Here is a 24,164-nt window from a genome sequence, read left to right as displayed (position 1 = left end):
CAGACATCACATCCATGAGAAGACAACCTATGGCACTGCGTCGCATGGCGACGGCACTGCTGGCGGCGGGACTTATCGTCGCGCAAGCCGCGCACGCGCAAGTGACGTTGAATTTCGTCAACGCCGATATCGATCAGGTCGCGAAGGCGATCGGGGCGGCTACCGGCAAAACCATCATCGTCGACCCCCGTGTGAAGGGGCAGCTCAACCTCGTTTCCGAAAATCCGGTCCCGGAGGAACAGGCGCTGAAGACGTTGCAGTCGTCGCTGCGCATGCAGGGCTTCTCGCTCGTGCAGGATCACGGCGTCCTGAAGGTCGTGCCCGAAGCCGACGCCAAGCTGCAGGGCGTGCCGACCTACGTCGGCAATGCGCCGGGCGCGCGCGGCGATCAGGTCATCACGCAGGTCTTCACGCTGCGCAACGAATCGGCGAACAATCTGCTGCCGGTGCTGCGCCCGCTGATCTCGCCGAACAACACGATCGCCGCCTATCCCGCGAACAACACGCTCGTCGTCACCGATTACGCCGACAACGTGCGGCGTATCGCCGGCATCATCGCGGGTATCGATACCGCAGCGGGCCGCGAAGTCGATGTCGTCGCGCTCAAGAACGCGAACGCCATCGATGTCGCCGAGCAGATGAACAAGCTGCTCGATCCCGGCACCATCGGCAGCACCGACGCGACGCTCAAAGTCACCGTCACGCCCGACGCGCGCACGAACTCGCTGATGTTCCGCGCGTCCAGCAGCGCGCGCCTCGCGGCGGCGAAGGCGCTGGCGAAAAAGCTGGATGCACCCACGTCCGAGCCCGGCAACATGCACGTCGTGGCGCTGCGCAACGCCGACGCGACGCGTCTTGCCAAGACGCTGCGGGCGATGCTCGGCAAGGGCGGCGGCTCGGACAACAGTTCGAGCAGTTCCAACTCGAATACATCGAACTCGTTCGGGCAGAGCGGCCTCGGCAACTCGTCCACATCGACGGGCACCGCCGGGATGCCGCCGCTGCCTGGCGGCATGAGCAGCAGCAGCAGTTCGGGCATGGGCAACAATCCGATGTCCGGCTCGGGCGGCAACCGCGACAGCAGCTTCTCGTCCAACAAGGACAGCGACAGCGGCAACGACACGGGCAGCGGCGGCGGCATGATCCAGGCGGATTCCGCGACGAATTCGCTCATCATCACCGCGGCCGATCCGGTCTATCGCAACCTGCGCTCGGTCATCGACCAACTGGACGCGCGCCGCGCGCAGGTCTACATCGAAGCGCTGATCGTCGAGCTTTCCGCGACGACGGGCGCGAATCTCGGCATTCAGTGGCAGGGCTTGCTGCTCTCGAACGGCGGCAACAACGCGCTCTACGGCAGCACGAGTTTCGGCTCCGGCAACACGAACATCTTCGATCTGACCGTGCAGGGCAATGCGATCGCGCAGAATCCCTCCGCCATCACGTCGACGACCGGCCTGCTCGCCAACGGCCTCAACATCGGCCTGCTGCACCGCTTCGGCAATCTGTTCGGTCTGGGCGGGCTGCTGCAGGCGCTGTCGACATCGGCGGACGCCAACATCCTTTCCACGCCGAATCTGATTACGCTCGACAACGAGGAAGCGAAGATCGTCGTCGGCCAGAACGTGCCGGTGGTGACGGGCTCGTACGCCACGCCGACCGCCAACGCGGCGACGTCGGTGACGGCGTTCAACACGTTCGACCGCCGCGACGTCGGCGTGACGCTGCACGTGAAGCCGCAGATCACGGATGGCGGCGTGCTCAAGATGCAGATCTATCAGGAAGATTCGAGCGTCGATGCCACGACCAAGACCGATCCGGGCGGCGTGACCATCAATACGCGCTCGGTGCAATCGACCATCCTTGCGGATGACGGGGAAATCGTCGTGCTGGGCGGTTTGATGCAGGACCAGTACAACAACAACAACAGCAAGATTCCGCTGCTCGGCGACATTCCGTTCATCGGCAGCCTGTTCCGCAGCGAAAGCAAGACGCGCACGAAAACGAACCTGATGGTGTTCCTGCGTCCGGTGATCGTGCGCGACCAGGCCACGGCCACGCAGATCGCGAACACGCGTTACGACTATCTGCGCCAGCAGCAATACGGATCGACAACGGATAACCGCGTCATCAAGGATCAGAATGTGCCGATGATGCCGCCGAAGCCGCTCGGCCCGAGTGAAGGCGGTGGGGCGCCGGCCCAGAATCTGCTCGACTGGAACAACCTGACGCGCGGCGTGCCGAGTTCGACGCTGCCGCAGGACCCGAACGCCGGCCCGGCGCCGCAGCCGTATCAGCAGGCGCCGCAGGGCACGTATCCGGCGCCCGCGAACGGCGCGACGAACGCAATGCCCGGCAACGCGGCGACCAACGCCATGCCGGGCAACGCGGCGACGAACAACTACGCGGTGCCGAACAACGCGCCGAGCGCGCGGCCGCTCGACAGCAGTCCGACAGGAGCCCGACCGTGAGCACGTTGAACGCGGTAGCCGAGAGCACGAACTCGATCGCCGATACGGCCGAGCACGGGGCCGCCACGGCCGCGTCGCCGCTGGCCGCGCGGCTCGTGCCTTACGGCTTCGCGCGCAGCGGGCAGATTTTGCTCGCGCATCAGCATGCGGACAGCATCGAAGTGTGGATCAGCGAGCGCACGAGCGATGCCGCGCTGGCGGAAGTCGCGCGCAATTTCGGCGCGCTCTCGATCGTCCGCAAATCCGCCGACGAACTCGCCGCCGCGATCAACGCCGCGTACGCCCGCAACGACGGCAGCGCCGCGCAAGTGGTCGGCGAAGTCGAAGGCGAAGTCGATCTGTCGCGTCTCATGCAGGACATTCCCGAAGTGGAAGACCTGCTGGAATCGGAGGACGACGCGCCGATCATCCGCATGATCAACGCGCTCCTGACGCAAGCGGCGCGCGAACAGGCGTCGGATATCCACATCGAGCCGTTCGAGAACGCGTCGGTGGTGCGGTTCCGCGTCGACGGCACGCTGCGCGACGTCGTGCGTCCGAAGAAGGCGCTGCACGGCGCGCTGATTTCGCGCATCAAGATCATGGCGCAGCTCGATATCGCCGAGAAACGCCTGCCGCAGGATGGCCGCATCACGTTGCGCGTCGGCGGCCGTCCGGTCGATGTCCGCGTGTCCACGCTGCCGACCGGTCACGGCGAACGTGCCGTGCTGCGTCTGCTCGAAAAGGACGCGCAGCGCCTGAATCTCGAAACGCTCGGCATGGCGCGCGACACGCTCGTGAACTTCGACAAGCTGATCGGCAAGCCGCACGGCATCGTGCTCGTGACCGGGCCGACCGGCTCCGGCAAGACCACCACGCTCTATGCGTCGATGTCGCGGCTCGAAACGACGACCACCAACATCATGACGGTGGAAGACCCGATCGAATACGACTTGTCGGGCATCGGCCAGACGCAGGTGAACGAGCGCATCGGCATGACGTTCGCGCGGGCGCTGCGCTCGATTCTTCGCCAGGATCCCGACATCATCATGATCGGTGAAATCCGCGACCTCGAAACCGCGCAGATCGCGGTGCAGGCGTCGCTGACCGGTCACCTGGTGCTCGCGACGCTGCACACGAACGATGCGGCATCCGCCGTCACGCGTCTCACCGACATGGGCGTCGAGCCGTACCTGCTCGCGTCGTCGCTGCTGGGCGTGCTCGCGCAGCGGCTCGTGCGCCAGTTGTGTCCGGTGTGCAAGGAAGAGCGCGAGGAAGAAAACGGCGTGAAGCACTGGCATCCGGTCGGCTGCGACCGATGCGGCCAGTCGGGCTATGTGGGCCGTCGCGGCGTCTACGAACTGCTGCTGATCGACGACGCGATCCGTCCGCTGATCCATCGCAACGCCGCCGATGCCGAGATTCTCGCGGCCGGCCGCGCGCAAGGCATGCGCACGCTGCGCGAGGACGGCAACCGCTGGCTCGCGGCGGGCGTGACATCGCTCGAAGAAGTGCTGCGCGTGACCGGCGGCGACTAAGGGCGGAGCGTAACGTATGCCAGCATTCCGTTTCGAAGCGATCGACCACGCGGGCAAGACGCAGACCGGCGTGCTCGATGCCGACAGCGCCCGCGCCGCGCGCAGCCAGTTGCGCACGCAAGGGCTGACGCCGCTCGTCGTCGAGGCGGCGGGCACGCGCACGCGCGGCGAGCGGCAGCAGCGGCTGTCGCTCGGGCGTCGTCTGTCGCAGCGCGAACAGGCCATTCTGACCCGCCAGCTGGCGAGCCTGTTGATCGCCGGCCTGCCGCTCGGCGAAACGCTCGCGGTGCTGACCGAGCAGTCCGAACGCGATTACATCCGCGAGCTGATGGCCGCGATTCGCGCCGAAGTGCTCGGCGGCCATTCGTTCGCGAATGCGCTCGCGCAGCATCCGAAGGACTTTCCGGAGATTTATCGCGCACTGGTGGCGGCGGGCGAGCACACCGGCAAGCTCGGGCTCGTGCTGTCGCGTCTCGCCGATTACATCGAGCAGCGCAACGCGCTGAAGCAGAAGATCATCCTGGCCTTCACGTATCCGGGCATCGTGACGATCATCGCGTTCGGCATCGTCACGTTCCTGTTGAGCTATGTCGTGCCGCAAGTGGTGAACGTGTTCGCGAGCACCAAGCAGGCGCTGCCCTTTCTCACCGTGATGATGATGGCGCTGTCCGCATTCGTGCGCAGCTACTGGTGGGCGGTGCTGATCGCAGTGGTGGTGATCGCCTGGCTCGTGCGGCGCATTCTGTCGCGGCCCGGGCCCCGCCTCGCGTTCGACCGCTGGGTGCTGACCGCGCCGCTCATCGGCAAGCTGGTGCGCGGCTATAACACGGTGCGCTTCGCCAGTACGCTCGCCATCCTGACCGCTGCCGGCGTGCCGATTCTGCGGGCGTTGCAGGCCGCGGGCGAAACGCTGAGCAACACGGCGATGCGCAATAACGTCGACGACGCCATCGTGCGGGTGCGCGAAGGCTCGTCCCTGTCGCGCGCGCTCGGCAACACGAAGACGTTTCCGCCCGTGCTCGTGCATCTGATCCGCTCCGGCGAAGCCACCGGCGATGTCACCACGATGCTCGATCGCGCTTCCGAAGGCGAAGCGCGCGAGCTCGAACGCCGCACGATGTTCCTGACGAGCCTGCTCGAACCGTTGCTGATCCTGGCGATGGGCGGCGTGGTGCTGGTCATCGTGCTCGCGGTGATGCTGCCGATCATCGAACTGAACAATCTGGTGCAGTAATGAACGCCCTGCAAACCCGCCTGCTGACGCTTGCCGCCCTCGCGCTCTTTTGCGTGACGGTGACGTACTGGGTCGTCACGCTGACCTCGCGCCAAACCGCGCCGCTGCCCGCCGCCGCCGCGACCCGCACGCCATCGGTCGAACAGGCCGCGACGATTTTCGGCGGACAACTCGAGCGTCAGGCGAATTCGGATGTGCATCTGTTCGGCATCCTCGCGCTGCGGGGCGGCGCGGCGGCCATCGTGAGCTACGGCGGCGAACCGCCGCGCGCGGTGTCGCTCGGCAGCGCGCTCACGCAGGGCGTGAAACTGTCGGAAGTGCGGCCGCGCTCGATCATCATCGAACGCAACGGCGGGAAGTCCGAAATCTTCCTGCCGCCGATGCCGCCCGGACCGACCATCTACGTGCGGTGAGCCGCGCGCCATTGACCGCGGTCACGGCGCGGCAGGAGCCGGTCGATAGAATGCCCGGCGGCTTCCATCCGTGTAAGCCGCTTGTTCTTTAATCAAAGCGGGCGCAAGCCCAGAATCAACCACGAGGTAGCAGTCATGCAAATGTGGACGCAACGCCGCATGAAAATCACCCAGGCGCAGGCGCGCCGTCAACGAGGCTTCACGCTCATCGAAATCATGGTCGTGATCGCGATTCTCGGCATTCTCGCCGCGCTCATCGTGCCGAAGATCATGAGCCGTCCGGACGAAGCGCGCCGCGTCGCCGCGAAGCAGGACATCGGCACCGTCATGCAGGCGATGAAGCTCTACCGGCTCGACAACGGCCGCTATCCGACGCAAGAGCAGGGCTTGCGCGCGCTGATCGAAAAGCCGTCCACCGAGCCGGTGCCGAACAACTGGAAAGACGGCGGCTATCTGGAGCGCCTGCCCGCCGATCCGTGGGGCGGTCAGTATCAATACCTGAATCCGGGCGTGCACGGCGAAATCGACGTGTTCAGCTACGGCGCGGACAACAAGGCCGGCGGCGAAGGCAACGATGCCGACGTCGGCTCGTGGCAATAGACATCGCGTCGTTGAGGGATCAGCGTGAACGGGCATCGGAAAGCGCGTCGTCAGGCAGGTTTCACGCTGCTGGAAATGCTCGTCGTGCTGGTCATCGCCGGCTTGCTCGTGTCGCTCGCGTCGCTGCAGCTCACGCGCAATCCGCGCACCGATCTGAACGAAGAGGCGCAGCGGCTCGCGCTGCTTTTCGAATCCGCGGGCGATGAAGCGCAAGTGCGCGCCCGCCCGATCGCCTGGCAGCCGGTCGACGGCGGTTTCCGCTTCGACATTCGCACCGAGGACGGCTGGCGTCCGCTGCGCGACGACCTGCTTCGCGCGCGGCGCTGGGAAGGCGGCGTGACGGGCGTGACCATCCAGTTTCTCGATTCGGACAAGTCCGTGAGCCGTCTGATCTTCGGCACGGAAGCCATCGATACGCCGATGGAAATCACGCTCGTCTCGGCGGCGGGCCGCGCGACGATCATCGGCAGCGGCAACGGCCGCTTTCAGGTGCGGTGATGCCGGCGCACCGCAGAACATCCGGCTTCACGATGATCGAAGTGCTCGTCGCGCTGGCGATCATCGCGGTGGCGCTCGCGGCCTCGCTGCGCGCGGTCGGCTCACTCGCGACGGGCGAAGCGGACCTGCATCGGCGGCTGCTGGCGGGCTGGAGCGCGGACAACGAACTCGCGCAGCTTCGGCTTTCGCGCGCGTTTCCGGATATCGGCTCGCGCACGTTCGACTGCTCGCAAGGCAATCTGAAGCTCGTCTGCACGCAGCGCGTCACCGCGACGCCCAATCCGATTTTCCGGCGCGTCGAGATGTTCGTTTCGACGCCCGGCCGCTCGGGCAACCTCGCGCAAATGGTCACGGTGGTGGCGAATGAAACGAATCGCTCGCTCTGAGGCCCGGCGCACGGGCCAGCGGCAGCGCGGTTTCACGCTGCTCGAAATGCTGATCGCGATTGCGATTCTCGCGGTCATCGCGGTGCTGTCGTGGCGCGGACTCGATTCGATCATCCGCTCGCGCGCGACCATCGCCAGTTCGATGGAAGACGAGCGCGTGGTCGCGCAATTATTCGACCAGATGCGTATCGACGCTCGCCAGGCGGCAACCGACGACGAAGCCGGGCAACCCGCCGTGTCGCTCGGCAACGGCTCGCTGCAGATCGTGCGCGGCGTGTTCGCGCCGAACACCGCGCCGCGCTTGCAGGTGGTGCGGTACCGGCTGTCGAACGGGCGCATCGTGCGGTATGCGTCGCCGCCGCTCGAAAACGTCGGCGAAGTGCGGCGCGCGCTGTCATCGGGCGACGCCGCCGATGGCTGGAGCGCGATACCGTTGATGGGCGGCGTCGGATCGCTGGCGGCGCGCGTCTACATTCCGCAGAAGGGCTGGACGACGCGGATGGCCGACGTGCTCTCGCAGATCAACGACAACGACAACAACCTGAAGGTGCCGCAGCTCGGCAACGCCCCGCTCGCGCGCGCGGTGTCCGGCATTCAGGTGGCGGTCGGCGCGCCGAATCTGCGCGTGCCGATCACGCGCGTGTTCCTGGTCGGAGAGTGACGATGCGCAAGCCGGGCAGAAGCGCAAGGGAACGGGGCGTCGCGATCATCAGCGCGTTGCTGGTCGTCGCGCTGTCCGCCATTCTCGTGTCGGGCATGTTGTGGCGGCAGCAGGTGCAGGTGCGGCGCATCGAAAATCAGCGGCTGCTCGCACAGGCGCAGTGGATTTCGCGCAGCGCGCTCGACTGGACACGGCTCATTCTGCGATCCGAAGCCGATACCTCTCCGACGGTCACGTATCTCGGCGGCGTGTGGGGCGTGCCGATCGCAAAGACGAAGCTCTCCGATTTTCTCGGGCAGATCGGCGAAGTGCGCGCGCAGGAAGGGGCGCAGACTTATCTGTCCGGCTCGATCGAAGATGCGCAGGCGAAGTTCAACCTGCGCAATCTGGTCGCGACGCCGACGCCCGGCGTGCTGACCATCAACGTGCAGCAGATTCAGTCTTTCCAGCGGCTGTTGACGCTGCTCGGCATCAACGGATCGCTGGCGAAGACGGTGGCCTTGCAGATGCGCGCAGGACTCGCTCGGTCCGCGACGCGCTTCCAGACGCAGACCGGCAACGGCGCGAGCCTCGCGACATCGCCGGAGCAGACGATGGCCGCGATCGCGCAAGGCGGCGGCGCGGGCGGCGGCAACTTCACCGACGATCCCGGCCTGAAGGACGCCGACAGCAACGCGCCGGTCGCGCCGCTGCAGATGATCAGCGTCGACTCGCTGCTCGACGTGCCCGGCTTCTCGGCCGAGGCGGTGGCGAAGCTGCGCAAGTTCGTCACCGTGCTGCCGACGACGACGCCTGTCAACATGAACACCGCGCCCGCCGAAGTAGTCGCCGCAGTGGTGGAAGGAATGAGTCTGTCGCAGGCGCAGGCGTTCGTCGCGCGCCGCGAGACGGTGTTCTTCCACGATGCCGGCAACGTGCAGCTCGCGCTGACCGGCGCAGGCGTGAAATCGACGTCGATCGATCCGAGCGAGCTCGACGTCACCACGCGCTATTTCGTGATTCACGGTCGCGTCGACCACGAGCGCGCGCAGCTCGAGCGCACGACACTCGTCTACCGCGATCCGACGACGCACACCACGCGCATCGTCTATACGCGCGACGCGCTCTGATGACGATGTTTCTGACAAGAGGAAGTGGCCTTTGAGCACACTGATCGTTCTATTGCCGCCGCGCGATCCCGCGGTGCGCTCGCAGGAGTGGAACCTGCCGGACTTGCCGTTCCTGCTGCTCGACAAGCGCGGCGAGACGCAGCGCGCCGGCCGCGCCGCAGTCGGCCTGTTGCCGCGCGCCGGCATGACGGTGCTGATCGTCGCCGCGCGCGATACGCTGCTGCTCGCCGCAGCCGTGCCGCCGCTCAAGGGACCACGTCTGCGCCAGGCGCTGCCGAACGTCGTCGAAGATCAGCTGATTCAGGACCCGCAGACCTGTCATATCGCGGTCGATCCCGTCGCGCTCGCGGATGGGCGTCGCGTGGTCGCGGTGATCGATCGCGGCTGGTTCCGCTTCGTGTGCGATGCGTTCGCGAGCGCGGGGCATCGCAATCTCAAAGCCGTGCCGGCGATGCGCTGCTTGCCGGTGCCGGCCGTCGAAGCGATCGAAGGCGAAGCGTTCACGCAAACGCCGTTCATCGCGGGATTGCTCGGCAACGTCGTATCGACCGCGCCGGCGCTGATCGGCGAAATCGAAGCGACCGCGCCGGTTCCGGCCACGCCCCGCGTCGAGATCGCCATTGCCCGTGGCGAAGGCGCGGCGCTCGGCGAAGGTCTCGCGCTTCCCGCCGACTCCATCGCGCCGACGCTCGCCGCGCTCGCCGGCGATCATGCCGTCACGCTGTATTCGCTCGCCGACCTGCCGGGCGACGAGCCGCGCCTCGCGTCGTCGCGCGGCGCCACGGCGCTCGCCGATGCCGAGCCGCTCGCGTTCGAAGCCTTCGCGCGGCAGGCGCTGGCGAGCCGCTTCGACCTGTGCCAGTTCGAATTCGCCGCGCAACCGTGGCGGCTCGATCGCGCGACCATGCGGCGTCTGCGCGTGCCGATCGCGCTCGTGGCGGCGTCGGTCATCGTGTCGATCATCGGAATCAACGTGCAGTGGCTTCAGCTTGCCCGCCAGCGTGACGCGATCAGCGCGCAGATGACCGAGCTGCTGCTCAACGCGTTTCCGAAAACGACCGTCGTGCTCGACGCGCCCGATCAGATGTCGCGCAACCTCGACCGCCTGCGCGTCGCGTCGGGCGAACTGTCGCCTTCGGATTTCCTTTCCCTGGCCGACGGCCTCGCGCGTTCGCTCGGCCCGGTGCCGGTAAACGGCATCGCGGGGCTGGATTATCGCGACCGGCGTCTGGAAGTCACTTTCAAGCCGGAAACGAAGGTCGATCCCGACCTGACGAAGCGCCTCGCATCGAACGGGCTGAACGGCGCGATCGACACCAATACCGGCAAATGGACGATCAGGAGCGGCCAATGAAAGCAGAACTCGGACGGACGCTTTCCGAATTCTGGGAAGCGCGCACGCCGCGCGAAAAGACGCTGCTGCTGTGGGGCGGTCTCGTGCTCGGCGTCGCGCTGATCTATCTCGTCTTGTGGGCGCCGGCTTTCGAAGGCCGCGAGCGCCTGCGCGAAACGCTGCCGACCATGCAGCGCCAGCTGGCGACGATGACCGCGCAAGCCACCGAAGCGCGCGCGCTCGCGGGTAACGCGGAAAGCGTGACGCCGACAGGCGGCGCGCTGCGCGATGCGCTCGCCAAATCGCTCACGGACAGCGGCATGCAGCCGACGCAGGTTCAGGTGATCGGCGCGGCGGTGCAGATTCAGTTGAAGAACGCATCGTTTCCGAACTGGACGATGTGGCTCGACGACGCACGCAAGCAGTTCAAGGTGCAGGTGTCGGAGGCGCATGTGACGGCGCTGAAACCGGACGGCCAGGTGGACCTGACCGCATCGCTGCAACCGGCCGGGGTCAAATGAGCTATTGGACTCGCAGAATCCGGCTCGCGCTGCCGGCGCTTGTCGTGATGGTGTTGTCGATTGCCGGAACGCTGCTCGTGATGATGCCTGCCGCGTGGATCACGCCGCAGTTCGCGCGCGCGACCGGCGGCCATGTGAATCTCGTCGATCCGGCCGGTTCGCTGTGGCGCGGCTCCGCGACGCTGATGCTCGCGGCGGGCGGCGACGGCGCGGGCGCGACGCTGCTGCCGGGGCGCATCGAATGGACGACGGCCTTCTGGCCGCTATTCACGGGCCGCATCCACATGACCATGCGGCAGACCGAGGCGATGCCCGACGCCGTCACCGTCGACGCGACGACGCGCGGGGCATCGCTTTCGCCCGGCGCGATGGCCGTGCCCGCGACGCTGCTCGCCGGTCTCGGCGCGCCGTTCAACACGCTGAATTTCGACGGAACCGTGCGGCTTTCGTGGACCGAATTCCGCGTGCTCGGGAACAACGCCTACGGACAGTTCGTGGTCACGCTCGACGACATGGCCTCGCGCGTATCGCGTGTGAGGCCGCTCGGGTCGTATCGCGTGGCGTTGCAGGCGCAGGGTGCGCAGGCGGCCATCAATTTAACGACGACGAAGGGACCGCTATTGCTGACGGGCAACGGCATGCTCGCGCAGGGCGCGACGTCGTTCGAAGGCACCGCGAAAGCCGAGCCGGAGCAGCGCGAGAACCTCGCCGGCCTGTTGAACCTGTTGGGGCGCCACACCGATCCCGACACCGTCGCGCTGACCTTCGCGCGGTATTAGCCGCCCGGCGCGCGCTTCTCTGCCGATGCCGCGACGGGCGCTTCGACGCCGCCCGTTTCGCGGTCCATCTGTCCGGCGTCCCATCCGCCGCCGAGCGCCTTCACGAGCCCGACCGACGACACCATCCGCTGACCCGCGATACTCGCGAGCTTCTGCTGAGCGGTGAACGCGGTCGTCTGCGCGGTCAGCACGTTGATGAACGCGACGGTCCCCGCCTTGTACTGGTTGTTGATGATTGCGAGCGCCTGCTGCGCGGACTCGACCGCCTGCTGTTGCACCACGACTTCCTTTTCCAGAATCCGCAGCGACGCGAGATTGTCTTCGACGTCCTGGAACGCGGTCAGCACCGTCTGCCGATACGTCGCCACGTTCTGGTCGTAAGCGGCGCGGGCCGCGTCGGTGCGAGCGGCGCGCAAGCCGCCGTCGAAGATCGTCGCGGCGATATCCGGCCCCAGCGTCCAGAAGCGCGACGGCGCGCGCAGCAACTGCGACAGCACCGAACTCTCGAAGCCGCCCTGCGCCGACAGCGTCAGCGACGGAAAGTAAGCCGCGATTTCGATGCCGATCTGCTCGTTCGCCGCCGCGGCCTTGCGCTCGGCGGACGCGATATCCGGCCGCCGCTCCAGAATCGCCGACGGCATTTCCGCGGGCACCGTCGGCGGCGTGGCGTCGAGCGGCATCGCGGGAAGCGAGAACGTCGACGCCGGCTCGCCGACCAGCACGGCGATCGCGTGCTCGTACTGCGCGCGGGCGACGCCGTTATCGATCGCGGCGGCCTGTGCGGACTGCAGTTGCGTCTGCGCCTGAATCACGTCCGAGCGCGCGACGATGCCCTGCGCATACTGGTTTTGCGTGAGCCTGAGCGATTGCTGATAAGCGCCGACGGTTTCGTCGAGGAGCTTTTGCTGCGCGTCGAGCGAGCGCAACTGGAAGTAAGTCTGCGCGAGTGTTGCCTGTGCCGAAAGGCGCGCATTCGCGAGATCGGCGGCGGCGCCCTGCTGCCCGGCCTTCTGCGCATTCACCGTTCGCCCGATGCTGCCCCAGAGGTCCGGCTCCCACGTTGCGTCCAGCGCGAGACTGAACTGATTGTTGACCGAACCCTGCTGGCCGAAGCTCGAACTGCTCGTCGAGCGGTTGCCCGCGCCCGTCCCCGAGCGCGACCCCGACGCCGACGCGCCGATCGTCGGGAAATACGAAGCCCTTGCCTCGCCGACGAGCGCCCGCGCCTGCCGATAAGCCGCCGCATATTGCGCGATGCTCTGGTTCGACTGATTCAGGCGCGTTTCGAGGTCGTTGAGTTGCGTGTCGTTGTAAATGGTCCACCATTCGCCGCGGTCGAACTGATCGGACGGCTGCGCGACTTTCCAGCCTTGAGGCGCTTCCTTATAGCTGGCCGGCATCGGCGTGGACGGACGCTGATAGTCGGGACCGACGGCGCATCCGGCGACGGCCACAGCGAACGCAATGGCGCTGAGATGCCGCACGGCGCGGGCTGCGCGGCGGGAAGAGAACGAGGCGGAAGCGGCGAGGCGATACGGCATCTGCTTGTGGGGAATCCTGTCGGCGGTGGCTCGTCAGTGCGACGAACCCGGTCGGCCGAGATAGTAACGGAACGCCCGCGAGATCGAGCGCGGCGGGCGTCGGGCAGACGTTAGCGTAACGGCTTCGCCGCGAGCCTGGTGTTACGCCGATGGAGGAATGAGTTACGGCGCGTTACTTCAGCGGCCGGTCGCGCCGCAGCTTCCCGTGCACGGCGCCGACGATGAAGGGAGCATCCGGCCCTGGGACGCTGCGCCCGCGCGCTTCCTCTTATGCCGATTCTCGAACCATCCCATCCCCAGCACCGCGAACGAACCGCCCGGCAGCAGAAAAACGATCAGATACAGCGCGACTTTCCACGCATTCAGTTTCGATGGGACGAACTGACGGGAAGCGCGAGCGATCGTGCTGCTGACTTGGCCGAAGCGTCGGCGGGCGATGTGGGCGAAGCGGGTCATCGGAAGGTCCTGGGCGTCGTCGGTAGACGCGGCTGGCATCAAAACATGGATTCGAGTGGCGCAATGAGCGCGTGACGCGATGCATCAAATAATATTGACTAAGCAACTACTTTTCAAGATACTGCTATCTGCTTTTTTGAGACCTGTTGTATCGCGGCACGCCCGCGCCGAGGTCATTACGGAATGGACAGCGAACCGCTTTACGATCCCGCCACGATTCAGCTGGAAACCAGCCTGGGCTATCACCTCGCGAAGGCGCGCAACGTGCTGATGGCGCGCACCGATCAGGCGCTGAAGCCGCTCGGGCTGACATCGCAGCAGATCGGCGTGATCTTGTGTCTGGCGTCGGGACGCGCGCGCACGCCGCTCGAACTGTCGCGGGAAATGTCCTATGACAGCGGTTCGATGACCCGCATGCTCGACCGGCTCGAAAAGAAGGGCTTCGTGCGACGCACGCGCAGCGACACCGACCGGCGCATCGTCGAACTGAAGCTGAGCGAGCGCGGACAGGATGCGGCGGCGCGACTGCCGGCCATCGGGGCAGCGGTGCTCAATGAGCAGTTGCGCGGTTTCAGCCGCACGGAGCTCGATTCCCTGATCGCGATGCTGGCGCGCGTCATCGACAACTCGCCGACGGACGCTTGCCCCGGCTGCAGCCTCGACTAACGCAGACAGCCAGGTTTTATGCTGCGCGTTTCACTGTCTGAGCAGAGAATGACGCGGCACCTACTTACGAAAACGCCGGAGCACTAAAAAGAATGTCTACGACCGCACCGACCGATCCCGCCGGCCACGCCGAACCGCCCGCCCCGACGCCGCTTGCCGGCGGCATTCTCGCGTTGCTGACGATGGGCCTCGCGCTCGGCACGTTCATGGAAGTGCTCGATACGTCTATCGCGAACGTCGCGGTGCCGACGATTTCCGGTAGCCTCGGCGTCGCAACGAGCGAGGGCACGTGGGTGATCTCGTCGTATTCGGTGGCGTCGGCGATCGCCGTGCCGCTGACCGGCTGGCTCGCGCGGCGCGTCGGCGAGGTCAAGCTGTTCACGATTTCCGTGCTGCTGTTCTCGATCGCATCGGCGCTCTGCGGCTTCGCGCATAACTTCGAGTCGCTGATCGGATTCCGGCTGCTGCAAGGTCTCGTCTCCGGACCGATGGTCCCGCTGTCGCAAACCATCCTCATGCGCAGCTATCCGCCGGAGAAGCGCGGACTCGCGCTCGGCCTCTGGGCGATGACCGTCATCGTCGCGCCGATCTTCGGCCCGGTGATGGGCGGCTACATTACCGATAACTACACGTGGCCCTGGATCTTCTATATCAACGTGCCGATCGGCATCTTCTCGGCGGCCATCGCGTATTTCCTGCTGCGCGGTCATGAGACGAAGACGACGAAACAGCGCATCGACGGCGTCGGGCTGACGCTGCTCGTGATCGGCGTCGCGAGCCTTCAAATGATGCTCGACCTCGGCAAGGATCGCGACTGGTTCAGCTCCAGGTTCATCGTCGCACTGGCGATCGTCGCGGCCGTGTCGCTCGCGTTCATGTTCGTGTGGGAGATCACGGAGAAGGAGCCGGTCATCGACCTGTCGCTGTTCCGCGACCGCAATTTCGCGATGGGCGTGCTCATCACCTCGCTCGGCTTTCTCGCGTTCTTCGGCTCCGTGGTCGTGCTGCCGCTGTGGCTTCAGACCGTGCTCGGTTACACGCCGTGGCTCGCGGGTCTCGCGACCGCGCCGGTCGGCATTCTCGCGCTCGTGCTTTCACCGATGATCGGCCAGAACATGCATCGGATGAATCTGCGCGTGGTGGCGAGCTTCGCGTTCATCGTGTTCGCGCTCGTGTCGTACTGGAACTCCACCTTCACGCTGGATACGCCGTTCCACGACATCATCTATCCCCGGCTCGTGCAGGGCATCGGCGTCGCGTGCTTCTTCGTGCCGATGACCACCATCACACTGTCGAGCGTCTCCGACGACCGGCTCGCGGGCGCGGCGGGGCTGTCCAACTTCCTGCGGACCTTGTCGGGCGCGATCGGCACGGCCGTCAGCACGACGTTCTGGGAAAACGGCATGATCCGGCATCACGCGGTGTTGACGGAATCGGTCACCGCGTACTCGCCGACGACGACGGAATACACCAGCGCGCTCTCCGGCCTCGGCTTGTCGGGCCAGGCGCTGGCGGCGCAGCTGGATCGGGTCGTGACGGCTCAGGCGTACATGATGTCGACGAACGACTTCTTCCGCATTTCCTTCTATGCGTTCATCGTGCTCGCCGCGATGGTCTGGCTGACCAAGCCGAAGAAAGGCGCGTCAGCGTCGATGGGACACTGACGCTGCACGCGTTCACCGCGGCGCTTATTGCGGCGCTTATTGCGGCGTGAGCGGCGCGACGGACTGGCCGGGCTGGCTGTCGAGATTGAGCGGTACGGGCTGCGGCTGAGGCGGCGGCGTCTGCACCGCTTGCGGCGTCGCGCTGGCGGGTCGCGGCGCGCCGTTGCGCACGAAGTTCTTGAAGTCCGCGCCCGCCGCCCAGGGATTCGGCTCGCAGCCGAGCGGGCTATCGCAATGCGCGGCGAAGCCGATTGTCGCCGTGCCTTCGTTGCTCGGCGTCTTGGTGATCTGATACGCGAGCGCACGCTTTCCGCTCGACGGCCCGGCGGTCTGAATGATCGAATCCGTGATGGCCTGCAGCTTGTACTCGGAGTGGTTCGTGACCCAGACCTGAGCGCGCGCCCACCATGCGTCGCATTCGAGCTTGCTCATGCAGGTGAGCGGCGCGGTGGCCTGCTCCATTGTCTGGCTGCTGACGTGCGTTTCGGTCGCGCAGCCGGCGAGCAAGGCGAGCGACGCAGCGGCGCTTATTAATTTGTGGTTCATCGCATACCCCTCGCATCCCCGTTGGTCGATAAAAAGCCAATTTTCGACTAGCCATCGACGATGATGTTCGGCGCGTTGCCGTCTGTTTCAAAACGAGTACTTCTTGCCGACGCAAAACCGGCGCAGCAAGAAAAACCTGCGCTTCTCAAATGTCGACGCGAGTCAGCTTGTAATCGCGATAAGCGGCGATGAACGAGTCGAACGGTTCCGTTTCGCTGCGTTCGATGGTGGCCTGTTCTTCCAGCGACTTCGCCGCGAGCGCCGCCATCTCGCGCTCCTCGTCCGCCGGCAGCGGATTGCCGCGATAGTGCCCCGCGTGCCGGAGGCTCACGTCGAGTGCGAACGCGTCGAAGGATTGCCGCTTGTCGCGCATCGTCTGGAGGACGCGGGCGGACGGCGTGAGTGCGGCATCGGCGATGCGAGGACGCAGCGCTTCCAGCGCCCGCACGTGATCGTCCGTGCCGATGAGCTTGTCCAGCGTCGCCGCAGCCGGTCGAATCGCATCGAACAGTTCGTTCGCCCATTGCTGCATGCTCACCGGCGCGCCGTCGCGGCGAAGCATCAAACCGGGCTTGCGCCCTTCCTTCGTGATCGCGCTGAAGTTGTCGTTTGCTTCCACGCTTGCCTCGCGCGGCAGAAGCGGGCTGTCCTCGAGCGCGCAATAAAGCAGATACGCGTCCAGAAAGCGCGCCGTTTCGAGCGAAATGCCGGCCGGCGCGAACGGGTCGATGTCGAGGCAACGCACTTCGATGTACTGCACGCCGCGCTCGGCCAGCGCATGCAGCGGTCGCTCGCCGGATCGCGCGATGCGCTTCGGGCGGATCGTCGAGTAGAACTCGTTCTCGATCTGCAGCACGTTGGTGTTGATCTGCACCCACTCGCCGTCGCGCTGTGTGCCGATGGCCTCGTAAGGCGCATACGGCTGGCTCACGGCTTTGGCGAGCACGTCGAGATAGGCGTCGAGGTTGTCGTAGCTCGGCAGCAAATCCGCCTGCGCCGGATTGTTCGTGTAGCCGAGATCGCTCATGCGCAGGCTGGTGGCGTGCGGCAGGTAGAACGTGTCGGCGTCGAATTGCTCAAGCGAATGCGGCTTGCCTTCGACGAAGCGCTTGTCCAGCGCGGGCGACGCCCCGAACAGATACATCAGCAGCCAGCTCGTGCGCCGGAAGTTGCGGATGAGCGCGAAATAGCGCTGCGACCGGAAGTCCTGCTCCGTCAGCGTGATCGCCGGTTCGAGCGCCTGCCAGGCGCGCCAGACCTGGTCGTCGAGCGAATAGTTATAGTGGATGCCCGCGATGCATTGCATCGTGCGGCCATAGCGCAGCGACAATCCCTGCCGGTACACATGCTTCAGCCGGCCGATGTTCGACGTGCCGTACTGGCCGATCGGAATCTGGTCGTCCGGCGGCAGCGCGTTCGGCATCGAGTTGTTCCACAGCAGCTCGTCGCCGAGATGCGCGTACGCGAAGCGATGAATCGCATCGAGACGTTCGATGGCATGCGCTGCATCGGCTTCGGCGGGCGTGATGAGTTCGACGAGCGCTTCGGAATAGTCGGTGGTGATGAGCGGGTGCGTCAGCGCCGATCCGAGCGAGCGCGGATGCGGCGCCATCGCGAGCTCGCCGTTGGGCGTCACGCGCAGGCTTTCTTTCTCGATGCCGCGCAAGCCTTGGCGCAGGGCATCGGCATGCGGGCCGGACGCAAGCGCGGCGAGCCTGCGCTGATACGCGCCGGCTGCGGAGTGAGCGGAATTCTTGTTTGCCATCGAAGCGGTGTGCGAGGAGCGCGAGCGGCTCGCGCCCGGTCATATGTTCGGGTAGCGGGCACTTTAACATTTCGATGTTGCGCGTGCTTGAGGTCACAACCGGCAAGGATTCGCGCACTTTGCACGGCGTCTCGCAGCCTCTTCTCCACAAGGAAACGCCCGCGCATCGTTGCGACGGCGGGCGTAGCGGTACGGCTTATCAGGCGACCTTGCCGGCCTCCTTGTGAGTGCGCTCGGCGCCGAGCAGCGTTTCCTTGCGCGCGATGCCCCAGCGATACCCGGCGATCGCGCCGTCCTTGCCGATCACGCGATGGCACGGAATCGCGAGCGCCACCGGATTCGATGCGCAGGCGTTGGCTACGGCCCGAACCGCGCCCGGCGAACCGACCGACGCTGCGATCTCCGTGTAACTGCGCGTCTGCCCGTACGGAATCCGCCGCAGCGCGTCCCACACGCGCTGCTGAAACGCGGTCGCGCCGATGTCGAGCGGCAGGTCGAACCGCTCGCGCGTGCCTTGCAAATAGGCGCGAATCTGCGCGACGAACGGCTCGAGCCGCGCGGCGTCCTCGATGCGCTCGGCCCGAGCGAAATCCGCGGCCAACTGGGCAATGAGTGCCTCGCGGTCATCGGCGAATGCAATCTTGCAGACGCCCTTGTCCGTGGCCGCGACCAGCGCCGTGCCGAGCGGCGTTTCGGCGGTGACGTAGCGCACCGTAAGCCCCGCGCCCTTGCGCCGATATGCCGATGGCGTCATGCCGAGTTCCGTCGCTGCCGCTTCGTACATCCGCGAGGGCGAGAATCCGGCGTCGTGCGTCGCGCGCGTCACGTCGCGGCCGCGCTGCAGTGCGTCGCGAAGGACGCCCGCGCGCTGCGCCGCCTGATACTGCCGCGGCGAAATGCCGACGATGCGGGTGAACAGCCTTTGCAAGTGAAATGGGCTGACGTACACGGCTGCGCTCAGTTGCGCGAGGGTCATGCGCTGCTGCGGATCGGCGTCGAGCGCCTTGCATGCTCGTTCGACGATTGCCAGTTCGCGCGGCAGGCTCGTCGGCTGGCATCGCTTGCACGGGCGATATCCGGCGGCGGCGGCTTCGTCGGTCGTCGTGAAGAACGACACGTTCTCGCGACGCGGCGCACGCGACGCGCACGAGGGCCGGCAGAACACGCCTGTCGTGCGCACGGCGAAGAAGAATGCGCCGTCGGCGCGTGGGTCGCGCTCGGCGACGGCTTGCCAGCGGCTTTCCTCGGACTGATAGGACTGATGGGACTGATCGATGTCGGCGGTATGCATGAGAACCTCGGCGGCTTCAGGATGCGTCCACTGTATCGCCGCGCCCATGAGGGTACGCGCCGTTTCTTGCGGTGTCATCGAGCGGTTTGGTCCCGCCCGTCACAAAAAGTGACGCACAGATACCACACATCGACGCCATAGGGGTTTTTACTAAAAAAACTATTGCGTCGCATCAACCCGCTGTGTATGATTGGAACTGTCTCCTCCATGTCTCCTCCTGATATGGATTCAACCCGCCGATCAAGGCGGGTTTTTTTTCGCCTGTCGCTTTCATGTTGCCATTCGGCGGGCGTAAAAAAACCGGGCGCACGGCCCGGTTTTGTCGTCACGGAGTCGACTTACAGCACGTAACGCGACAAATCCTCGTCCTGCGCGACTTCGCCCAGCGCGCGATCGACGTAAGCCGCGTCGATCTTTACCGGCTGTCCGGCGTGATTGCCCGCCGCGAACGACACTTCTTCGAGCAGTTTCTCGATGACCGTATAGAGCCGCCGCGCGCCGATGTTCTCCGTCTTTTCGTTGACCGAGTACGCGATTTCCGCGAGCCGGCGGATGCCGTCATCGGCGAAATCGAGCTCGACGTCTTCGGTGGCGAGCAGCGCCTTGTACTGCTTGACGAGGCTCGCATCGGTCGAATTCAGGATCGATTCGAAGTCCTGCACCGAGAGCGAATCCAGTTCGACGCGGATCGGGAAGCGGCCCTGCAGTTCGGGAATCAGGTCGCTCGGCTTCGCAAGATGAAACGCGCCGCTCGCGATGAAGAGAATGTGATCCGTCTTGATCATCCCGTACTTCGTGTTGATCGTCGTGCCTTCGACGAGCGGCAGCAAATCGCGCTGCACGCCCGCACGCGACACCTCCGCCCCGCCGACTTCGCTGCGGGACGCGATCTTGTCGATTTCATCGAGAAACACGATGCCGTTCTGCTCGACGTTCTGAACCGCGCGGCTCTTGACCTCCTCGTCGTTGAGCATCTTGCCGGCTTCCTCGTCGGTCAGGAGCTTGAGCGCTTCCTTGACCTTCACCTTGCGCCGCGTCTTCTTGCCGCCGCCGATGTTCGCGAACATCGAGCGAATCTGCTCGGTCATGTCTTCCATGCCCGGCGGCCCCATGATGTCCATGCCGACTTGCGGCATTTCCACGTCGAGCTCGATTTCCTTGTCGTCCAGCGCGCCTTCGCGCAGGCGCTTGCGGAAAGTCTGACGCGTGGTGTTGTCGCCTTCGCTGGTGGTCTCGGCCGCGCCGAAACCGACCGGGCGTGCCGTCGGCAGCAGGATATCGAGGATGCGGTCTTCGGCGCGATCCTCGGCCTTCGTGCGTACCTTCTTCATCTCGGATTCACGCGTCTGCTTGACGGAAATCTCGATCAGGTCGCGCACGATGCTGTCCACATCGCGGCCCACGTAGCCGACTTCGGTGAACTTGGTCGCTTCGATCTTGATGAACGGCGCGTCCGCGAGCTTGGCGAGGCGCCGCGCGATCTCGGTTTTGCCGACGCCCGTCGGCCCGATCATCAGGATGTTCTTCGGCGTGATTTCCTGGCGCAGCGGCTCCGCGACCTGCTGACGACGCCAGCGATTGCGCAGCGCGACGGCGACGGCTTTCTTCGCGCGCCCCTGGCCGATGATGTGTTTGTCCAGTTCGGAGACGATTTCGGAGGGAGTCATGGTGGTCATCGCGGGGTCCTTTATTCGATCGTCTCGATGACGCGATTGTGATTGGTATAGATGCACATGTCGCCGGCGATGGTCAGCGCTTTTTCGACGATATCGCGCGGCGACAGCTCGGTGTTTTCCGCGAGCGCCTGCGCGGCGGCTTGTGCGTAGGCGCCGCCGGAACCGATCGCGCAGATGCCGTTTTCGGGATCGAGCACGTCGCCGTTGCCCGTGACGACGAGCGTCGCGTCCTTGTCCGCGGTGATGAGCATGGCTTCGAGCCGGCGCAGCATCCGGTCGGTGCGCCAGTCCTTCGCGAGTTCGACGGCGGCGCGCGTGAGATTGCCCTGATGCTTTTCGAGCTTGGCTTCGAAGCGATCGAGCAGCGAGAACGCGTCGGCGGTGCCGCCGGCGAATCCGACCAGCACCTTGCCGCCATAGATGCGGCGCACCTTCTTCGCGCCTCCCTTCATGACGATGTTGCCGAGCGTCACCTGACCATCGCCGCCCAACGCGACTTTGCCGCCGCGTCGCACGGAGACGATAGTCGTGCCGTGAAATTGTTCCATGTGCGTTCCTTAAGAAAACAGAAGAACGCGGGCGGCTTCGCATTGACCGACGAACCGCCACGCAGTCGAGAATTCGATGGAGTGCACGGCGCGGGGTTCCGCCGGCTCTTGGGACCAGGCGTACGGCGCCGCGCGCGCGCCTTTGGTGGAGCGGGCGCGTCCTGTTTATCTTAGGGCGTGGGGCGATTTATCAAGTGTGCGGACGTGGCGTGATTCGAGCGCCGCATAAGCAAAAAGGCACACGTGGATCGTGTGCCTTTTCAGGTTGCTGCGCGGTGAGCAGCCATTTTTCGCGCCGGCGATTCCCCCGTCGCGGGTCGCCCCGCGATTCGCCGCGCGCGGCGTGCGCTTCAGTCGCCGAAGAGCTTCTGGCGCAGTTCGCGGCGTTCTTGCGCTTCGAGCGAAAGCGTCGCGGTCGGGCGCGCGATCAGGCGCGGAATGCCGATCGGCTCGCCGGTTTCTTCGCACCAGCCGTAATCGCCGGATTCGATGCGCGCGAGCGATTGCTGCACCTTCTTCAGCAGCTTGCGCTCACGATCACGCGTGCGCAGCTCCAATGCATGCTCTTCCTCGATGGTCGCGCGGTCCGCCGGGTCCGGCACGATCACCGTTTCCCGCAGATTTTCCGTTGTCTGGCCGGCATTCTTGAGAATGTCCGCTTGCAACTGCTCGAGCCGGTTCTTGAAGAAGGCGAGTTGTTCCTCGTTCATGTAGTCCTTCTCGCTCATCTTCAGGATTTCGGCTTCGGTCAAGAGTTTCGTTGTCATCTGCTTGCTTCTTCAATGTAGGGCGATGTCTTCGCAACGCCCGCACTTGCGTTACCCGCATGCCTGCAGCGTTTTGGCATCACGCGACACTCGATGCGGGGCCGAACTCCTCTGGAAACCGATATTGGATGCTGCTCCGACGCTGCCTCCGACAGCTCCCGGCCCGCCCGGCGCTCCGCCCGACCGGCCCTCCCCGGCCAGTCGAGACATCGTCCCTCGGGACATCCCTTCTTCTCACACCCGACGGTCAAGCGCTCACGGACGCGCGCCGAACGGGTCTGCCCTTCTCCAGTGGGGCTGTATTGTAACTGAACCGCAATTTCCGACTGAACCTACGGAAAACCCTGTCAAAAACTGTCGGAATCTCAAAAATATAACGCCTGAACGTGCAAAAAGCGATGTCCGTTCGTGGGGCTGATTACATATGGGGAGCGAAAAGCACCACGAAAAACGCCGCCTGCGAGCCTCGCGGCGGCGTTTTGTCGTTTCGTGCGCAGCGCCGCGAAGCGCTATCGCACGTGCAAGCCAGATGCGTGCCGGACGCATCGGCATTGCGGATTACTTCACGAGACAGGCGTCGAGGCCGTCCGTGATGAGGTCTTTCGGCAGCTCGATACCGATGAACACCATCTTGCTGTTCTTCTTCTCGACCGGCAGCCACTTGCCCGCGAGGTCGCTGCCCATCATCTGATGCACGCCCTGGAACACGACCTTGCGATCCACGCCCTTCATATAAAGCACGCCCTTGTAGCGCAGAAGCCGCTCGCCGTAGATCTGCAGAATGCCGCCGAGAAAGTCTTCGAGACGGTTCGGATCGAACGGCTTGTCGCTGCGATACACGAACGACTTGATCTTGTCGTCGTGATGCGCGTGATGATGGTTGTGGTGATGATGATCGTGATCGTGACTGTGGTCGTGACCGCACGTCGAATGGTCGTGGTCATGCTCATGTGCGTGGTCATGCGCATGGTCGTGATCGTCTTCCGCGAGGAAGTCCGGATCGATCTCCAGCTTCGAATTCAGATTGAAGCCGCGCAGGTCGAAAATTTCCTTGATGTCCGCTTCGCCGAAATTGACGACCTTGATCGCGGCGCGCGGGTTCATATGCAGCAGGCGATGCTTCAGCGCTTCGAGCGCCTCTGCATCGACGAGATCGGATTTCGTGACGAACAGGCGATCCGCGAAACCGACCTGGCGCTGCACCACTTCCTGCTGATCGAGTTGCGTGTTCGCGTGCTTCGCATCGACGAGCGTGATGATGGCGTCGAGCAGGAATTCGTCCGCGACGGTGTTGTCCATGAAGAACGTCTGCGCGACCGGGCCCGGATTCGCCAGACCGGTGGTTTCGATCACCACGCGATCGAAATCGAGCGTGCCTGCCTTCTTGCGGTTCGCCAGGTCTTCGAGGGCGCGCGCCAGATCGCCGCGGATCGTGCAGCAGATGCAGCCGTTGCTCATCTGGATGATCTGCTCGTTCGTGTCCTGCACGAGGATCTCGTTGTCGATGTTCTCTTCGCCGAACTCGTTCTCGATCACGGCGATCTTCATGCCGTGCTTCTCGTTCAGGATGCGCTTCAGCAGCGTCGTCTTTCCGCTGCCGAGAAAGCCGGTCAGGATGGTTACGGGAATCATGGTGTCGCCTGTTTCCTTGTCAGTGTTCGGGAATCGCGTCGAATCGCTTATTGGAACATATTCATCGAGCCGATGCTTCGCCTGCCAATC

Annotated in this window: 23 protein-coding genes; 14 read left to right on the top strand and 9 right to left on the bottom strand. The window is 65.0% G+C overall.

The genetic code is table 11. The features are described 5' to 3' along the window. The first annotated feature begins 29 nt into the window (after positions 1-29). The 12 genes from gspD to gspN all read left to right on the top strand — a co-directional run bounded on the left by gspD (position 30) and on the right by gspN (position 11,522). On the top strand, positions 30-2,471 hold the full coding sequence (gene gspD / locus P9220_RS04115) for a type II secretion system secretin GspD (protein WP_309763711.1): 2,442 nt from the start codon (positions 30-32) through the stop codon (positions 2,469-2,471). Beyond that, positions 2,468-3,988 carry a type II secretion system ATPase GspE gene (gene gspE, locus P9220_RS04110; RefSeq protein ID WP_404989524.1) on the top strand — a complete coding sequence of 507 codons (1,521 nt, stop codon included), beginning with the start codon at positions 2,468-2,470 and terminating at the stop codon, positions 3,986-3,988. Before gspD ends, gspE begins: the two co-directional genes overlap by 4 nt. 16 nt (positions 3,989-4,004) lie before the next feature. Further along, positions 4,005-5,222 (top strand): type II secretion system inner membrane protein GspF, encoded by a 1,218-nt coding sequence (gene gspF / locus P9220_RS04105; protein ID WP_309763710.1) that lies wholly within the window; start codon positions 4,005-4,007, stop codon positions 5,220-5,222. Further along, on the top strand, positions 5,222-5,635 hold the full coding sequence (locus P9220_RS04100) for a type II secretion system protein N (RefSeq protein ID WP_309763709.1): 414 nt from the start codon (positions 5,222-5,224) through the stop codon (positions 5,633-5,635). Before gspF ends, P9220_RS04100 begins: the two co-directional genes overlap by 1 nt. 135 nt (positions 5,636-5,770) lie before the next feature. Continuing rightward, positions 5,771-6,235 carry a type II secretion system major pseudopilin GspG gene (gene gspG / locus P9220_RS04095; RefSeq protein ID WP_309763708.1) on the top strand — a complete coding sequence of 155 codons (465 nt, stop codon included), beginning with the start codon at positions 5,771-5,773 and terminating at the stop codon, positions 6,233-6,235. Between the two features lie 18 nt (positions 6,236-6,253). Continuing rightward, on the top strand, positions 6,254-6,733 hold the full coding sequence (locus P9220_RS04090) for a GspH/FimT family pseudopilin (protein WP_309765375.1): 480 nt from the start codon (positions 6,254-6,256) through the stop codon (positions 6,731-6,733). Continuing rightward, entirely contained in the window at positions 6,733-7,119 is a 387-nt protein-coding gene (gene gspI, locus P9220_RS04085; protein ID WP_309763707.1) for a type II secretion system minor pseudopilin GspI, read from the top strand. The genes P9220_RS04090 and gspI overlap by 1 nt, the downstream gene beginning before the upstream one ends. Next, on the top strand, positions 7,097-7,780 hold the full coding sequence (locus P9220_RS04080) for a prepilin-type N-terminal cleavage/methylation domain-containing protein (protein WP_309763706.1): 684 nt from the start codon (positions 7,097-7,099) through the stop codon (positions 7,778-7,780). The genes gspI and P9220_RS04080 overlap by 23 nt, the downstream gene beginning before the upstream one ends. A gap of 2 nt (positions 7,781-7,782) precedes the next feature. Continuing rightward, the gene (gene gspK, locus P9220_RS04075; protein ID WP_309763705.1) at positions 7,783-8,889 is read left to right on the top strand and encodes a type II secretion system minor pseudopilin GspK; all 1,107 of its coding nucleotides are present in this window, start codon (positions 7,783-7,785) and stop codon (positions 8,887-8,889) included. 31 nt (positions 8,890-8,920) lie between these two features. Then, positions 8,921-10,243 carry a type II secretion system protein GspL gene (gene gspL, locus P9220_RS04070; protein WP_309763703.1) on the top strand — a complete coding sequence of 441 codons (1,323 nt, stop codon included), beginning with the start codon at positions 8,921-8,923 and terminating at the stop codon, positions 10,241-10,243. Next, positions 10,240-10,743 (top strand): type II secretion system protein M, encoded by a 504-nt coding sequence (locus P9220_RS04065; RefSeq protein WP_309763702.1) that lies wholly within the window; start codon positions 10,240-10,242, stop codon positions 10,741-10,743. The genes gspL and P9220_RS04065 overlap by 4 nt, the downstream gene beginning before the upstream one ends. Next, on the top strand, positions 10,740-11,522 hold the full coding sequence (gene gspN, locus P9220_RS04060) for a type II secretion system protein N (RefSeq protein ID WP_309763701.1): 783 nt from the start codon (positions 10,740-10,742) through the stop codon (positions 11,520-11,522). Before P9220_RS04065 ends, gspN begins: the two co-directional genes overlap by 4 nt. Here gspN and P9220_RS04055 read toward each other — a convergent pair. Both P9220_RS04055 and P9220_RS04050 read right to left on the bottom strand, forming a co-directional pair. Further along, the gene (locus P9220_RS04055) at positions 11,519-13,063 is read right to left on the bottom strand and encodes an efflux transporter outer membrane subunit (RefSeq protein WP_309763700.1); all 1,545 of its coding nucleotides are present in this window, start codon (positions 13,061-13,063) and stop codon (positions 11,519-11,521) included. The genes gspN and P9220_RS04055 overlap by 4 nt on opposite strands. A gap of 177 nt (positions 13,064-13,240) precedes the next feature. Then, positions 13,241-13,519, bottom strand: coding sequence for a hypothetical protein (locus P9220_RS04050; protein ID WP_309763699.1), 279 nt, complete (start codon positions 13,517-13,519; stop codon positions 13,241-13,243). Between the two features lie 183 nt (positions 13,520-13,702). On the opposite strand from P9220_RS04050, the gene P9220_RS04045 reads away from it, so the two are divergent. Both P9220_RS04045 and P9220_RS04040 read left to right on the top strand, forming a co-directional pair. Beyond that, on the top strand, positions 13,703-14,185 hold the full coding sequence (locus tag P9220_RS04045) for a MarR family transcriptional regulator (RefSeq protein ID WP_309763698.1): 483 nt from the start codon (positions 13,703-13,705) through the stop codon (positions 14,183-14,185). Positions 14,186-14,277: 92 nt separating this feature from the next. Further along, a complete protein-coding gene (locus P9220_RS04040; protein WP_309763697.1) occupies positions 14,278-15,849 on the top strand; it encodes a DHA2 family efflux MFS transporter permease subunit in 1,572 nt (523 codons plus the stop codon). A gap of 36 nt (positions 15,850-15,885) precedes the next feature. Here P9220_RS04040 and P9220_RS04035 read toward each other — a convergent pair whose 3' ends face one another. The 7 genes from P9220_RS04035 to P9220_RS04005 all read right to left on the bottom strand — a co-directional run bounded on the left by P9220_RS04035 (position 15,886) and on the right by P9220_RS04005 (position 24,074). After that, positions 15,886-16,395: a hypothetical protein gene (locus P9220_RS04035; protein WP_309763696.1), complete on the bottom strand. Its 510-nt coding sequence runs from the start codon at positions 16,393-16,395 to the stop codon at positions 15,886-15,888. A 145-nt stretch (positions 16,396-16,540) separates the two neighbouring features. Continuing rightward, positions 16,541-18,160, bottom strand: a complete 1,620-nt coding sequence (gene gshA, locus P9220_RS04030; protein WP_309763695.1) for a glutamate--cysteine ligase — start codon at positions 18,158-18,160, stop codon at positions 16,541-16,543. A gap of 199 nt (positions 18,161-18,359) precedes the next feature. Further along, complete coding sequence (gene ada / locus P9220_RS04025; protein WP_309765374.1) at positions 18,360-19,451, bottom strand: bifunctional DNA-binding transcriptional regulator/O6-methylguanine-DNA methyltransferase Ada; 1,092 nt, start codon at positions 19,449-19,451, stop codon at positions 18,360-18,362. Positions 19,452-19,789: 338 nt separating this feature from the next. Then, complete coding sequence (hslU, locus tag P9220_RS04020; RefSeq protein WP_309763694.1) at positions 19,790-21,127, bottom strand: ATP-dependent protease ATPase subunit HslU; 1,338 nt, start codon at positions 21,125-21,127, stop codon at positions 19,790-19,792. A gap of 11 nt (positions 21,128-21,138) precedes the next feature. Continuing rightward, positions 21,139-21,675, bottom strand: a complete 537-nt coding sequence (gene hslV, locus P9220_RS04015; RefSeq protein WP_309763693.1) for an ATP-dependent protease subunit HslV — start codon at positions 21,673-21,675, stop codon at positions 21,139-21,141. 350 nt (positions 21,676-22,025) lie between these two features. Beyond that, positions 22,026-22,442 carry an RNA polymerase-binding protein DksA gene (gene dksA, locus P9220_RS04010; protein ID WP_035962045.1) on the bottom strand — a complete coding sequence of 139 codons (417 nt, stop codon included), beginning with the start codon at positions 22,440-22,442 and terminating at the stop codon, positions 22,026-22,028. A gap of 558 nt (positions 22,443-23,000) precedes the next feature. Continuing rightward, positions 23,001-24,074 carry a GTP-binding protein gene (locus P9220_RS04005; RefSeq protein ID WP_309763692.1) on the bottom strand — a complete coding sequence of 358 codons (1,074 nt, stop codon included), beginning with the start codon at positions 24,072-24,074 and terminating at the stop codon, positions 23,001-23,003. Positions 24,075-24,164 lie beyond the last annotated feature (90 nt).

It is taken from the genome of Caballeronia sp. LZ016 (assembly GCF_031450805.1).
Lineage (GTDB): Bacteria > Pseudomonadota > Gammaproteobacteria > Burkholderiales > Burkholderiaceae > Caballeronia.
Note: the sequence above shows the minus strand (reverse complement) of the source record. Positions and strands in the feature narration are given on the sequence as shown.